The 14525-nt window shown below is 73.1% G+C and carries 13 protein-coding genes and 2 rRNA genes (1 of these 15 cut by a window edge); all 15 read right to left on the reverse strand.

Translation table 11 applies throughout. The annotated features are described in order from the left end of the window. Window positions 1-3: 3 nt before the first annotated feature. Window positions 4-624 (reverse strand): NUDIX domain-containing protein, encoded by a 621-nt coding sequence (locus J2S66_RS20120; protein ID WP_310308718.1) that lies wholly within the window; start codon window positions 622-624, stop codon window positions 4-6. Then, on the reverse strand, window positions 621-2324 hold the full coding sequence (gene pyrG / locus J2S66_RS20125) for a CTP synthase (RefSeq protein WP_374726101.1): 1704 nt from the start codon (window positions 2322-2324) through the stop codon (window positions 621-623). The genes J2S66_RS20120 and pyrG overlap by 4 nt, the downstream gene beginning before the upstream one ends. Window positions 2325-2501: 177 nt before the next feature. Continuing rightward, complete coding sequence (locus tag J2S66_RS20130; protein ID WP_310308720.1) at window positions 2502-3440, reverse strand: copper transporter; 939 nt, start codon at window positions 3438-3440, stop codon at window positions 2502-2504. Beyond that, window positions 3437-4621: a putative cytokinetic ring protein SteA gene (gene steA, locus J2S66_RS20135; RefSeq protein ID WP_310308722.1), complete on the reverse strand. Its 1185-nt coding sequence runs from the start codon at window positions 4619-4621 to the stop codon at window positions 3437-3439. Before steA ends, J2S66_RS20130 begins: the two co-directional genes overlap by 4 nt. 64 nt (window positions 4622-4685) lie before the next feature. Continuing rightward, entirely contained in the window at window positions 4686-5390 is a 705-nt protein-coding gene (locus J2S66_RS20140) for a hypothetical protein (RefSeq protein WP_310308723.1), read from the reverse strand. A 109-nt stretch (window positions 5391-5499) separates the two neighbouring features. After that, entirely contained in the window at window positions 5500-6135 is a 636-nt protein-coding gene (locus J2S66_RS20145; protein ID WP_310308724.1) for a hypothetical protein, read from the reverse strand. Further along, the gene (recN, locus tag J2S66_RS20150; RefSeq protein ID WP_310308725.1) at window positions 6132-7913 is read right to left on the reverse strand and encodes a DNA repair protein RecN; all 1782 of its coding nucleotides are present in this window, start codon (window positions 7911-7913) and stop codon (window positions 6132-6134) included. Before recN ends, J2S66_RS20145 begins: the two co-directional genes overlap by 4 nt. A gap of 91 nt (window positions 7914-8004) precedes the next feature. Next, window positions 8005-8898: an NAD kinase gene (locus J2S66_RS20155; RefSeq protein ID WP_310308726.1), complete on the reverse strand. Its 894-nt coding sequence runs from the start codon at window positions 8896-8898 to the stop codon at window positions 8005-8007. Between the two features lie 23 nt (window positions 8899-8921). After that, a complete protein-coding gene (locus J2S66_RS20160) occupies window positions 8922-9728 on the reverse strand; it encodes a TlyA family RNA methyltransferase (protein WP_310308727.1) in 807 nt (268 codons plus the stop codon). A 4-nt stretch (window positions 9729-9732) separates the two neighbouring features. After that, window positions 9733-9906, reverse strand: a complete 174-nt coding sequence (locus tag J2S66_RS20165) for a hypothetical protein (RefSeq protein WP_306749421.1) — start codon at window positions 9904-9906, stop codon at window positions 9733-9735. Between the two features lie 4 nt (window positions 9907-9910). Further along, window positions 9911-10714, reverse strand: a complete 804-nt coding sequence (locus tag J2S66_RS20170; RefSeq protein ID WP_310308730.1) for an HAD-IIA family hydrolase — start codon at window positions 10712-10714, stop codon at window positions 9911-9913. 108 nt (window positions 10715-10822) lie between these two features. Next, complete coding sequence (locus tag J2S66_RS20175) at window positions 10823-11686, reverse strand: tetratricopeptide repeat protein (RefSeq protein WP_310308731.1); 864 nt, start codon at window positions 11684-11686, stop codon at window positions 10823-10825. Beyond that, window positions 11683-12987 carry a hypothetical protein gene (locus J2S66_RS20180; RefSeq protein ID WP_310308733.1) on the reverse strand — a complete coding sequence of 435 codons (1305 nt, stop codon included), beginning with the start codon at window positions 12985-12987 and terminating at the stop codon, window positions 11683-11685. The genes J2S66_RS20175 and J2S66_RS20180 overlap by 4 nt, the downstream gene beginning before the upstream one ends. A gap of 276 nt (window positions 12988-13263) precedes the next feature. Further along, window positions 13264-13380: ribosomal RNA gene (gene rrf / locus J2S66_RS20185) — 5S ribosomal RNA — on the reverse strand. Between the two features lie 99 nt (window positions 13381-13479). Continuing rightward, window positions 13480-14525 (reverse strand): 23S ribosomal RNA (locus tag J2S66_RS20190) (it continues 2038 nt past the right edge of the window).

Consider the following 14525-nt stretch of genomic DNA (forward strand, 5'->3'; position numbering starts at 1 on the left):
GCGCTACCGCTCGGAGCGCCTGGCGAACCGCGTGGGCCGGTCGTGGAACGGCGCGTCCGCCGGACGCCCGGCCGCACCGCCCGCCACCACCGCGCGCGCGGCCAGCAGCCCGGCCACCGCGGGCCCGTTCACGATCTCCCCGGCCAACGCCATGGCCACCGCCTCGTCGAGGGGGAAGGTCCGCGCTTCGAGATCGGCCTCCTCCTCCCCCTGGACGTCGCGGTCCACCACCGACAGCCCGCGCGCCAGGAACACGCGCACCACCTCGTCGGTGAAGCCCGGCGACACGGCGACGTCCACCAGGGTCACCCACTCGGTCGCCGCCAGCCCGACCTCCTCGGCCAGCTCGCGCGCGGCGGCCTCCCGGGGCGACTCGCCGCCCGCGTCGAGCAGACCGGCGGGCAGCTCCCACAGCCGCCGCCCGAGGGGGTGGCGGTACTGGTGGACGAGCGTGACCCCGCCGTCGTCGTCCAGCGCCACGACCGCCACCGCGCCGAGGTGCTCGACGACCTCGCGCTTGGCCGTGCCGCCGCCGGGCATGGCGACCTCGTCCACCCGCAGGGCCACCACGCGACCCACGTGCACGTCGCGCGACGACACCGTGGAGAACTCGTGCCGGGTCACTGGACGGCTCCCGCGGCGACTTCCAGGGAACCGCCGGCCAGCGGCAGGCGGTCGGCGAGCCGGTAGTCCAGGGCGGCCTTCACGAACGCCGCGAACAGCGGGTGCGGGCGGGTCGGCCGGGACTTCAGCTCGGGGTGCGCCTGCGTCGCCACGAAGAACGGGTGCACGTCGGCGGGCAGCTCGACGAACTCCACCAGCCGCCCGTCGGGCGAGGTGCCGGAGAACACCAGGCCCGCCCCGGCCAGCCGGTCGCGGTAGGCGTTGTTGACCTCGTAGCGGTGGCGGTGCCGCTCGGACACCTCGTTCGCGCCGTACGCGAGCGCCACCTGCGAGCCGGGCACGAGCTTCGCCGGGTAGGCGCCCAGGCGCATGGTGCCGCCCATGTCGCGCTCGCCGGCGACGACGTCCTCCTGGTCGGCCATGGTGCTGATGACCGGCGACCCGGTGTCCTCGAACTCGGACGAGTTCGCGTCCTCGATGCCCGCGAGGTTGCGCGCCGCCTCGATGACCAGGCACTGGAGGCCCAGGCACAGGCCGAGCAGCGGGATGCCGCGCGTGCGGGCGTGGGTGACGGCGCCGATCTTGCCCTCGATCCCCCGGACCCCGAACCCGCCGGGGACGAGGATCGCGTCGAGCCCGGCCAGCGCGTGCGACGCGCCCGACGGCGTCCGGCACTCGTCGGACGGCACCCACACGATCTCGACCTTGGTGCGGTGGGCGAACCCGCCCGCGCGCAGGGCCTCGGTCACCGACAGGTAGGCGTCGGGCAGGTCGACGTACTTGCCGACCAGGCCGACGCGGACCTTCTCGGACGGGTTGTGCACGCGGTCGAGCAGGTCCCCCCACACCGTCCAGTCGACGTCGCGGAACGGCAGGTCGAGGCGGCGCACCACGTAGGCGTCGAGGCCCTCGCCGTGCAGCACCTTGGGGATGTCGTAGATCGACGGCGCGTCGACCGCGGCGACCACGGCGTCGGTGTCGACGTCGCACATGAGCCCGATCTTGCGCTTGAGCGCGTCCGGGATCTCGCGGTCGGCCCGGCACACGATGGCGTCGGGCTGGATGCCGATGTTGCGCAGCGCCGCCACCGAGTGCTGCGTCGGCTTGGTCTTGAGCTCGCCGGACGGCGCGAGGTAGGGCACGAGCGAGACGTGCAGGAAGAACACGTTGTCCCGGCCCACGTCGTGGCGCACCTGCCGGCACGCCTCCAGGAACGGCAGCGACTCGATGTCGCCGACCGTGCCGCCGACCTCGGTGATCACCACGTCGGGCGCGACGCCGTCCGGGCCGGGCTCGGCCATGGCGCGGATGCGCCGCTTGATCTCGTCGGTGATGTGCGGGATGACCTGGACGGTGTCGCCCAGGTACTCGCCGCGCCGCTCCTTGGCGATGACCTCGGAGTAGACCTGGCCGGTGGTCACGTTCGCGTCACCGGACAGGTCGCGCGCCAGGAACCGCTCGTAGTGGCCGATGTCCAGGTCGGTCTCGGCGCCGTCGTCGGTGACGAACACCTCACCGTGCTGGAAGGGGTTCATCGTGCCGGGATCGACGTTGAGGTACGGGTCCAGCTTCTGCATGGTGACCCGCAGACCGCGGGAGGTGAGCAGCTGACCGAGGCTCGACGCGGTGAGTCCCTTGCCGAGGGAGGACGCGACGCCCCCGGTGACGAAAACGTGCTTGGTCGTACGTGCCTGCTGCACCAAGGAGGCTCCCGTGGTCAAGAATTCCGTAGGGCTGACAGCCCTGTCCACGGGCCCTAACGCTAACACGCCGCCCGTTACCCAGCGCGCTGGTGGCCCGGTTGTGGGTCACTCGTCCGGCCCAGCGCCCGGCGTCGGGCCGGGCGGCGGTGCCGCGGGCCCCGTCCGGGGCCGGTGTCAGCCGGACGCGCCCGGGGCGGGGGCCTCCGCGTTGCCGGCCGCGCCGTAGCGACCGGCCCTGCCCTCCAGCTGCTCGCGCAGCGCGAGCACGGTCACCACCCGGCCCGCGGCCAGGTCCAGGGTGTCCACGGTGGAGAGGACGGAGGTCGCGGCCGTGTCCGCGCGCACGACGCCCACCGGGCCCGTGCCCTCGGCCGAGCCCTGGCCGCCCGCCAGCACGGCGCCCGCGCCGGAGCGGTCCAGCTGGGTGGCGAAGCGGGCGACCACGGCGGCGCGGTCGCCCGCCGACTCGCCGTCGACCCGTCCGCCCGTCAGCACGACGGCCAGTTGGGCGGGGCGCAGGCCCTGGCCCGGTTTGACGAAGCCGGCGCTGGACAGGCCGCCCAGGGCCGCGGCGATCTCGTCCTCGGTGGCCTGCGGCTGGTTGGTGTCCTTGCCGATCAGCAGGACCGAGCCGAGCAGGCCGCCCGCCCTGGTGCCCGGGTCCGCACCGGCGGGCAGCGTGGTGCCGACCGGTTGCAGCCTGGCCACCATGCCCAGCAGCTGGTCCGCCTTGTCCGGGTCGGCGAACGCGTCGGTGAGCTGGAGCTCCCCGGTCACGGTCGCGCCCGCCGCGCGCAGCAGCTCGGCCAGCGCGTCGCGGTCCTCGGGCCTCGCGTCGGCGGCCGTCACCAGCACCACGGTGCGGTCGGCCAGCTGCCCCTCCACGGCCAGCGGTCCGACCGAGGCGGCGAAGCGGTCGGCGTCGGCGACCCTGGCGTCCAGGGCGTTGCGCTGCTCCTGCAACGACGCGACCTCGCGGCCCAGCGCGCCGTTGTCGTCGGTCAGGCCCGACAGCAGGCGGCCGCTGATGGCGGTCGAGCCCAGGACGACGCCGACGGCCAGGGCCAGGAACACGGCGGCGACGGAGACGACGTGGTAGCGCAGCGAGATCACCCGGACAACCCCTTCACCCACTCGACGGCGGAACGGAACGCGTCGACCACCACGTCGACGTAGACCTGGCCGACGCCGGAGACGGCCAGCGCGGCCGTCATCGCGACCACGGCGGCCAGCACCAGCAGGACGACCACTCCCGTCGACACGCCGCTCCGGTGCAGGGCGGCCACCGCGTGGCCGTCCACGAGCTTCTCGCCGAGCTTGAGCCTGGTCAGGAACGTCGACGGGGTCGACCCGGCGTTGCCCCGGTCGAGGAACTCGCGCAGGCCCGCCCGGAGGCCGACGGTGACGACCAGGCTCGCGCCGTGCGACTCGGCCAGCAGGAGCGCCAGGTCCTCCGCGTTGCCGGACGCGGGGAACGTCACCGCGCCGATGCCCAGGTCCTGGATGCGCTCCAGGCCGGGCGCGTGCCCGTCGACCTGGGCGGGCACCACGACCTCCGAGCCCGCTCTCAGCGTCTCGGTGCCGATGCCGTCGGGGTCGCCGACGATGACGTCCGGCGCGTACCCGGCCGCGTGCAGGGTGTCGGCGCCCGCCTCGACGCCGAACAGCACCGGCCGGTGCTCGCGGATGTACCTGCGCAGCGCGCGCAGCTCCTCGGCGTGCCGGGGGCCGCCGCAGACGACGAGCACCTGCCGGTCGCGGATCGGCAGGAACAGCTCGGGCACGCCCACCCCGTCGAGGAGCAGCGTCCGCTCGCGGCGCAGGAACTCGATGGTGTTCGCGGAGAACGCCTCCAGCTGGGCCGCCATGCCCGCCTTGGCCTCGACCACGGCGTCGGCGACCGACTCGGCGGTCTGCTCGACGCCGCGCGCCACCTCCTTGTCGCCGACGAACACGCCGCCCTCGTGCAGCCGGACCTTCGCGCCGTCCTTCACCTCGCGCAGCACGGCGGTGCCGACGGCGTCGACCAGCGGGACGCCCGCTTCGACCAGCAGCTCCGGGCCGAGGTTGGGGAACCTGCCGGAGATCGACGGCGAGGCGTTCACCACGCCCACCACCCCGGCGGCGACCAGGGCCTCGGCGGTGCGGCGGTCGAGGTCGACGTGGTCGAGCACCGCGATGTCGCCGGGACCCAGCCGGCGCAGCAGGTCGCCCGAGCGGCGGTCCACCCGCGCGACCCCGGTGGCGCCCGGCAGCTCGTGGTGCGTGCGGTGGAGCAACCCGGAGAGCTTCATGCCCCGATGGTGGCCCACGTCCCGCGCGGTTCGGCGGGCAACACGCCGAGCGGATCGGGGCTGGTCAACGAGGCCACGGCTCCACAGTGGACGGATTTCCCCCGGTCGGGTGACGTTCGCCGTCGACGTCGTCCCCGTTGATCGGCCGCACCTCGATGACCGGGACCGGGATGCCCAACGGCGGGGTGTCCACGTCGTCGTCACCCGCTCGGGGCGTTTCCCCGTCGGCCGTCGTGGGCACGGGCCACTCGTGCGCCAGGACCACGCCCGCGAGCACCAGCGCGGCCGCCGCCAGGACCGTCCACGTGCCGGAGCCGACGAACTCCCGCTCGTGGGTGGCGGCGCCCGTGCCGAACAGCTTCGACGTCGTCTCCACCGCCGCCCACAGGGTGCCCAGGAGCAGCCCGAGCCCGGCGACGGCGGTGCTCCGGCCGATCGCGGCCGGTCGCGGTGGGCGCAGTTGCAGCACCGCCCCGAGGGCGACGAGCGCGGCGGCCGCCACGAGCGCGTGGCCGTAGACCGGGATGCGGTCCTGTTCGTCCACGCCGTCCACGCCCTCCACCCCCTCCACGCCCTCCACCCGGAACGGGGGTTCGACCACCGACTCCCAGCCGGTCAGGGCGTACGTGCGCGCCTCCGAGGCCGCGCCGGGCCCACCGCCGAACTCCTCGGTCATCCCGTACAGCGGCAGCAGCGAGCCGAGGACGACCAGCAGCGCGCCCGCGCCCAGGACGACGATCGCGGTGGTGCGGCGGGCCGCTCGGGTCATGGTCGGTCCTCCTCGCCGATCGCGTCGGCACCACCGGTACCGCTCCCACCAGCAAAGCGGTCCGGGAGCGCCCGCGCCACCCCCGACGGGTCCACGGGGGCGGGCGGGATCAGGGCTGCCGGTCGGCGGCGGTGTAGTCGGATTCCGGGAGCCGGGCCACCTGGACCCGCGCCACCGGGATGCCGTGGGGCGGGGTGTCGGTGTCGTCCCCGCCCACCACGTCGTCCCCGCCCACCACGTGGACGGGGCCCGCGGGCACGGGGTCGGGCCGGCGGGCGTGCACCAGCACCGCGCCCACCACCGCCGCCACCGAGGCCAGGACCAGCACCCAGACGCCCTCGCGGACCTCCTGGACGTAGCCGTCGGAGTCGTTCGCGCTCGACGCGACCGACGACGCCACGCCCATGCCCGTCGTCCACACCGAGCCGATCAGCAGGCCCGTGCCGCCGATCGCGACGCCGCGGGCCGGCGCGGCGCGGCGGCCGGGCAGCAGCGACGTGCCGGCGGCGACCAGCAGCACCGCGGCGGCGACCGTGATCGGCACCCCGTACCTGGTGGCCCGCACACCCAGCATCAGCCCGACGTCGATCCCGTCCGCGCCGGTCGTGGTCTCCCACGCCGTCGTGACGAACCCCAGCCGCGCGTCGTGGTCGGCGCCCTCCCGGAACAGCGGCAGGAACGTGCCCACCACCGCCCCGACCGCGGCCGCGACCAGCAGCACGGCGCCCAGCGGGCGCCGGCTCACCTGCCGCGTCCCTTGCGCCGCACCACCGGCGCGCTGTCCTTGTCGGCCTTCGCCGCCGCCAGCAGCTCCTCGGCGTGCGCGCGACCGGTGTCGGTGGAGTCCATGCCGGCGAGCATCCGGGCCAGCTCCACCACGCGCTGCGACTCGTCCAGCCTCCGCACGCCCGAGCGGGTCAGGATGCCGTCCGCGGTCTTGTCGACCACCAGGTGCCGGTCGGCGAACGCCGCCACCTGCGGCAGGTGGGTGACCACGATGACCTGGTGGCTGCGCGCCAACCTGGCCAGCCGCCGGCCGACCTCGACCGCCGCCCGCCCGCCGACGCCCGCGTCGACCTCGTCGAACACCAGCGTGGGCACCGGGTCGGAGTGCGACAGCACCACCTCCAGCGCCAGCATCACCCGCGACAGCTCACCGCCCGAGGCGCCCTTGTGCACGGGCAGGGCGGGCGCGCCGGGGTGCGCGATCAGCCGCAGCTCCACGTCGTCCACGCCCGAGGCGCCGGCGTGCAGCGGCCTGCCGTCGACCTCCACGGCGTGGGCGTCGCCCTTCTCCGCCACCCGCGGCCGCACCGCGACCTCGATGTCGGCGTGCGGCATGGCCAGGCCGGTCAGCTCGTCCGACACCGCCCGGCCCAGCTCCTCGGCCGCGACCGTGCGGGCCGCCGTCACCTGGCGCGCGTAGACCGCCAGCTCACCGGCCAGCTCGTCGCGCCGCGCGGCCAGCGCCGCCAGCGCCTCGTCGGAGGTGTCCATGCCGGTCAGCCGCGACGACGCGTCCTGCGCCCAGGCGATCACACCGTCCACGTCCGCCGCGTACTTGCGGGTCAGCGACTTCAGCTCGGACTGGCGGGCGAGCACCTGCTCCAACCGCGCCGGGTCGGCGTCCAGGTGCTCCAGGTAGGACGCGATCTCCGCGCCCACGTCGGCCAGCAGCGTCTCCGCCTCCACCAGCCGGGGCTCCAGGTCGCGCAGCTTCGGGTCGTCCGAGGCGATCAGCCGCCTGCGCGCCTCGCCGATCAGGCCCAGCGCGCCGGGGGTGTCCGGGTCGCCGTCGGCGGACCCGGCGACGGCGTACTGCGCGCCGGACGCGGCCTCCCGCAGCTGGTCGGCGTCGGCCAACCGGCGGGCCTCGGCGACCAGCTCCTCGTCCTCACCGGGCTTCGGGTCGACCGCGTTGATCTCGGCCAGGCCGTGCCGCAGCAGCTCGGACTCCCGGGCCAGCTCGCGCGCCCGCTCGGTGCGCTCGGTCAGCTCGGTCGTGACGCGCAGCCACTCGTCGCGGACCTTCCGGTAGGCCCGCAGGGGCGCGGCGACGTCGTCACCGGCGAACCGGTCGAGCACCGAGCGCTGCTCGGCGGGCCGCAGCAGCCGCAGCTGGTCGTTCTGCCCGTGCACGGCGAGCAGCTGCTCGGCCAGCTCGGACAGCACGCCCACGGGCACGGACCGGCCGCCCAGGTGGGCGCGGGACCGGCCGTCTGCGCCCACCGTGCGCACGGCGATCACGCTGCCGTCGTCGTCGGGCTCGCCGCCGACCTCCTCGGCGACCTTCGCCGCCGGGCTGCCCGCGGGGGCCTGGAAGCGGCCCTCGACCACCGCCTTCTCCGCACCGTTGCGCACGCGCGACGCCTCCGCCCGGCCGCCACCCAGCAGGTGGAGGCCGGTGACGACCATCGTCTTGCCCGCGCCGGTCTCGCCCGTCACCACGGTGAAACCGGGGTCTAGTTCAAGGGTGGCCTCGTCGATCACACCGAGGCCCTGGATGCGCATCTCGGCCAGCACGACTCGAACACTACTGGGCGATACCGACGGACCGCGTGTTCGGGGGAGGGTGTCCCACTGTTGATCTACCTCGGAGATCCCCCTCCGGCGCCTACGGCGCGGACGGCCCGCGCCACCCCTGCACCGGCAGTTCGAACTTCTCCACCAGCCGGTCCGTGAACGGCCCCTGCCGCAGCTTGATCAACCTCAGCGGCGTGCCGCCCTCCACCACCTCGACCCGCGCGCCCGCCGGCAGGTCGATCGTGCGGCGGCCGTCGGCCGTCAGCACCGCCGGGTAGCTGTCCGGGTCCACCTCCAGCGCCACCACCGACGCCGGCGACACCACGAGCGGCCGCGCGAACAGCGCGTGCGCGTTGCTCGGCACCACCAGCAGCGCCTGCACGTCCGGCCACACCACCGGCCCGCCCGCCGAGAACGCGTACGCCGTGGAACCGGTGGGCGTCGCCACCAGCACGCCGTCGCAGCCGAACGCCGACACCGGCCGCCCGTCCACCTCGACCACCACGTCCAGGATGCGCTCCCGCGTGGACTTCTCCACGCTGGCCTCGTTGAGCGCCCACGTGGTGCCCAGCAGTTCCTCGCCCGCGAACGCGGTCACGTCGAGCGTCATCCGCTCCTCGACCTCGTAGTCGCGGTCCACGACGTGCCTGATCGCGTCGTACAGCGCGTCCGAGTCGGCCTCCGCCAGGAACCCCACCCGGCCCAGGTTCACGCCCAGCACCGGCACCCCGGCCGCGCGCGCCAGCTCCGCCGCCCGCAGCAGCGTGCCGTCACCACCCAGCACGAACACCAGCTCCGCGCCCTCGGCGGCCTTCTCGTCGGCCATCACGACCTCGGCGTAGCAGGACGGGTCCAGTTCGGGCGCCTCGTCCTCCAGCACCCGCAACCGCACGCCGCCCGCCGCGAACCGCGTCGCCACCTCCTGCGCGACCAGCACGTTGCTCCGCCGCCCGGTGTGGACGACCAGCAGGATCTCCCGGGCCATGCCGTCCCCCTCCGTTGGGGCCCTCACCGAGGGCCTTCCGCGACGGCCTCGCGCACGAGCCCGGCGGCGGCAGCCCCGTCCAGGGGTTCACCGCGGCGCAACCAGGCGAAGAACTCGACGTTGCCCGACGGCCCGGGGAGAGGGCTGGCGATGACGCCGTGCAGGCGCAGCCCGAGACCGGCCGCGGCCGAGACGACGTCCAGCACCGCCTCGGCGCGCAGCTCCGGGTCCCGCACCACACCGCCCGAGCCGAGGCGCTCCCGGCCCACCTCGAACTGCGGTTTCACCATCGGCACCAGGTCGCCCTCCTCGTCGAGGCACCCCACCAGCGCGGGGAGCACCAGCCTCAACGAGATGAACGAGAGATCCGCCACCACCAGTTCAACGCGCCCGCCGATGTCCTCCGGCGTCAACGCGCGCACGTTCGTCCTGTCCTTGACCACGACGCGGTCGTCGGTCCGGAGCTTCCAGTCCAGCAGACCGCGCCCGACGTCGGCCGCCACGACCTGCCGGGCCCCCGCGCGCAGCAGCACGTCGGTGAACCCGCCGGTCGACGCGCCCGCGTCCAGGCAGCGCCTGCCCTCCACGGCGATGCCCGGGAACGCCTCCAGCGCGCCGACGAGCTTGTGCGCGCCCCGCGAGGCGTAGTTCGGGTCGTCGTGGTCGCGCACCAGCAGCGCGGTGTCCAGCCCCACGGCGGTCGCGGGCTTGGTGGCCACGGTGCCCTGGACGGTCACCTTGCCCTCGGCGACGAGTTGGCTCGCGTGCTCCCGGGACCTGGCCAGCCCGCGGCGGACCAGTTCGGCGTCGAGCCGAGCCCTGCGCGGCACCGGGTCAGACCTTGTCGATGCTGGACAACGCGGCGGTCAGCGCCGTGTGCGCGTCGTCGAAGCGGGCCACGTGCTCGACCACGTCCAACTGCTCCAGCCCGTCGAGACCCGCCAGGGCGTCGTCGATCCCGGCCACGGGGTCGCGCGGCGGGCCGGGGAGGGGAACCTCGAAGCTCACGGTTTCACGGTAGCCGATGCAGGATCGACAAGTCGGCCGCCACGTAGGTGGGACGGCGGGCGTCGGCGAGCGCCGCCACGTCCGCCTCGGTGGCCACGCCGGTGAGCACCAGCAGCGAGTCCATGCCCGCGTTCACCGCGCCGTCGATGTCGGTGTCCAGCCGGTCGCCCACCACCAGGGGGCGCTGCGCGCCGGCGGACTTCGCCGCCTGCTCCAGCAGCGGCGTCGCCGGCTTGCCCGCCACCAGGGGCTCGACGCCCGTCGCCGTGCGCAGGGCGGCGACGAGCGCACCGTTGCCGGGGAGCAGGCCGCGCTCGGTGGGCAGCGTCGCGTCCACGTTGCAGGCCACCCACTTCGCTCCCGCCCGGACCGCCACGCACGCCTCGGCCAGCTCGCGCCACCCCAGCTCCTGCGACAGGCCCTGCACCACCGCGGCGGCCCCCTCGGCCTCCCGCGTCGGCTCGAACCCGCGCGCCCGGACCTGGTCGGCCAGCGCGTCCGTGCCGAGCACCAGCACCGCGGAACCGGCCGGGACGAGGCCCACCAGCATCGCCGCGCCCGCCTGGGCGCTCGTGCTCACCTCGTCCACGCTCGTGCGGAAACCCAACTCGTCCAGGTGATCGGCGACGTCCTCGGGCGACCGGGACGCGTTGTTCGTGACGAAGCGGACCGCGACACCGTGCTCCCGCGCGGCCGCCACCGCCTCCACCGCGCCGGGCACGACCTCGCGCCCCCGGTACACGGTGCCGTCGAGGTCCAGCAGCAGAGCGTCGTAACGGGCCAGCAGCACGGGCGCCTCCTCCGTCATCACCACACGTCCCCACAAGTGTGGAGGCCCGGCACCTGTCGGTGCCGGGCCTCCCGGTGTGACTTCGCTCCCGCGCGTGCGGTGCCCTGTGGTGTCAGTCCTGTGGTGTCAGTCCTGCGGGCTGAGGTCGAACGCGCGCTCGGCGGCGTCCGTCTCGTTGTCGTCGTCGGCCTGCGCGGCGTTGAGGAACCACTTCACGGCTTCCTCGTTCCGCCCGGCCGCCTCCAGGTTGTCGGCGTACGCGTAGAACAGGCGGGCGCTCCACGGGAAGCGCTTCTTCTCGTCCAGGTCGTCGCCCTGGAGCGCCACCACGGCCGCGTCCAGCTCGCCCATGTCACGCCGCGCGCCGGCCGCCACGATCCGCAGCTCCACGGCCTCTTCCGGCGACAGCGACAGGCCCTGCGCCTCACGCGCCAGGTCGATCGCCCGCTCGGGACGCCCCAGCGCCCGCTCGCAGTCGGCCATCACCGCGAGGTGACCGGCGCCGTGCGACATGCGCCGCGCCGCCCGCAGCTCCGACAGCGCCTCGGCCCACTCGCCGGCGTGGTAGGCGGTCAACCCGGCCGCCTCGCGCACCACCGCCACCCGAGCCGCCTTCGAACGCGCGTACCGGGCGTGCTCCAGCGCCTGCTCCGGTTCGGAGTCGATCAGCAGACCCGCCGCGGCGAGGTGCCGGCCCACGATCTCGGCCAGGCCCTTCGGCAGGCCGCGCAGCTCCTGCTTCACGTCGGGGTCGAGCACGGAGATGTCCGCGTCCTGCGGCAGCTCGGGCGTGCGGGACCGGGTGAACACCCGCTCCTGCTGCTCCTCCACCGGGACGGCCGAACCGGCCGCCGGGCCGCCGGTCTCGTCGACCTCGTCCTCGGTGTCTTCGCGGTCCTCGTCGTCGTCCCGGACGTCGGTGTCGGCGTCGGTCTCGACACCGGTCCCGGCGTCGTCCGTTACCGGCTTCCCGGTGACAGCGGCGGTCACGGGCTCGACGTCGTCGACCTCGGTGCCCCCGACCTCCGCGACGGTCGCCTCGGTGACCTGCTCGTCGCCCTGGGCGATGCGGTCCTGGAACCGCGCGGCCCGTTCACGGCTGCGCTCGTCCCGCTTGTCATCCGGGCGGTCGACGCGCGGCTTGTCGTACGAACGCCGGTCGTCCCGCTTGAAGCCGCCCGCGCGGTCATCGCGCCGCTGGTAGCCGCCCCGGTCACCGGACCGGTCGTCACGTCGCTGGTAACCACCGCGGTCGCCTGATCGGTCATCGCGACGGGGGTACCCACCGCGGTCACCGCCCCTGTCACCGCTCCGGTCGCTTCCCCGGTCGTCGCGCGGCCGGAACTCGCGCCGCTCGCCGCCGCCACTGCGGTCGTCACGCTTGAACCCGCCAGGCCGGTCGTCGCGCTTGAAGCCACCAGGCCGGTCGTCCCGACGCTGGTAACCCCCGCGCTCACCACCGCTGCGCTCGCCACCGCCGCGGTCATCACGCCGCTGGTAACCACCACGGTCACCGGACCGGTCATCGCGACGGGGGTACCCACCGCGGTCACCGCCCCTGTCGCCACCGCGATCGCCACCACGGTCGTCACGCCGCTGGTAGCCGCCCCGGTCACCGGACCGGTCGTCACGGCGCGGGTAACCACCACGGTCGTCCGAGCGGTCGTCACGGCGCTGATAGCCACCGCGATCCCCACCTCGGTCGTCACGCTTGAACCCGCCGGGACGATCGTCGCGCTTGAAACCACCAGGCCGGTCGTCGCGGCGGAACCCACCCGACCGGTCGTCGCGCGGCCGGAACTCGCGCCGCTCGCCGCCGCCACTGCGGTCGTCACGCTTGAACCCGCCAGGCCGGTCGTCGCGCTTGAAACCACCAGGCCGGTCGTCCCGACGCTGGTAACCCCCGCGCTCACCACCGCTGCGCTCGCCACCGCCGCGGTCATCACGCCGCTGGTAACCACCACGGTCACCGGACCGGTCATCGCGCGGCCGGAACTCACGGCGCTCGCCACGATCCGAGCCGCGGTCATCGCGCCGGTCGAAACGGGGACGGCTGTCATCGCGCCGGAACCCGCCCCGATCACCGGAACGGTCGTCGCGTCGCTGGTAGCCACCGCGGTCATCGCCGCGGTCCGTGCGAGGCCGGTCGGTCGAGTCGCGGCGGACGGCACCGCGGTCGTCGTCACGTCGCTGGAAACCGCGGTCTTCCCGCGGCTTGTCGTAGCGGGGCCGCTCGCCCCTGCTGTCATCGCGGCGGACACCGCCGCGGTCATCACGTCGGTCGCCGCCACGAGGCTTGTCGTAGCGCGGCCGGTCGTCCCGACGCTGGAAACCACTCGGACGCTCGCCCCCACGAGCGTCACGGTCACCGGTGCTCGGCTTGCGACTTCCCTGGGAACGGCCACCGTCGTCGGATCGGCGCGGTCGGTCTCCCTGGCCACGCTCACGGTCGCCGGGTCGATCCCCGAACCTGGACACTAACTCCTCCTACTGTGGACACGCCGAAAGGGCTTGCGGTTAGAGCACATCTGACTGTGCCCCCACCACAAGCCCTTTCGGGGAAGAATGTTCGGCGGCGTCCTACTCTCCCACACCCTCACGAGTGCAGTACCATCGGCGCTGGAAGGCTTAACTACCGGGTTCGGAATGGGACCGGGTGTTCCCCAACCGCAATGACCACCGAAACACTATGAAATTACCAACCCGTAGGCACCACACCCAGATCGGGCATGATGGTCCGGTTCGGTTCTTTCAGAACCGCACAGTGGATGCGTAGCATGTTTGTGAGCAAGTCCTCGGCCTATTAGTACCGGTCAACTCCAGCCGTTACCGGCCTTCCATCTCCGGCCTATCAACCCAATGGTCTCTTGGGGGCCTTAACCCACGAAGGGTGGGATACCTCATCTAGGAACGAGCTTCCCGCTTAGATGCTTTCAGCGGTTATCCCTTCCGAACGTAGCCAACCAGCAATGCCCTTGGCAGGACAACTGGCACACCAGAGGTCCGTCCGTCCCGGTCCTCTCGTACTAGGGACAGCCTTCCGCAAGTATCCTACGCGCGCGGCGGATAGGGACCGAACTGTCTCACGACGTTCTAAACCCAGCTCGCGTACCGCTTTAATGGGCGAACAGCCCAACCCTTGGGACCTACTCCAGCCCCAGGATGCGACGAGCCGACATCGAGGTGCCAAACCATGCCGTCGATATGGACTCTTGGGCAAGATCAGCCTGTTATCCCCGGGGTACCTTTTATCCGTTGAGCGACCACGCTTCCACAAGCCATGGCCGGATCACTAGTTCCGACTTTCGTCCCTGCTCGACCTGTCGGTCTCACAGTCAAGCCCCCTTGTGCACTTGCACTCGACACCTGATTGCCAACCAGGCTGAGGGAACCTTTGAGCGCCTCCGTTACTCTTTGGGAGGCAACCGCCCCAGTTAAACTACCCACCAGGCACTGTCCCTGATCCGGATCACGGACCGAGGTTAGACATCCAGTACGACCAGAGTGGTATTTCAACGACGACTCCACAACCACTGGCGTGGCCGCTTCACAGTCTCCCACCTATCCTACACAAGCCGAACCGAACACCAATACCAAGCTATAGTAAAGGTCCCGGGGTCTTTCCGTCCTGCCGCGCGTAACGAGCATCTTTACTCGTAGTGCAATTTCGCCGGGCCTGTGGTTGAGACAGTCGAGAAGTCGTTACGCCATTCGTGCAGGTCGGAACTTACCCGACAAGGAATTTCGCTACCTTAGGATGGTTATAGTTACCACCGCCGTTTACTGGCGCTTAAGTTCTCAGCTTCGCCCCGAAAGACTAACCGGTCCC

This window comes from Saccharothrix longispora (assembly GCF_031455225.1).
GTDB lineage: Bacteria > Actinomycetota > Actinomycetes > Mycobacteriales > Pseudonocardiaceae > Actinosynnema > Actinosynnema longispora.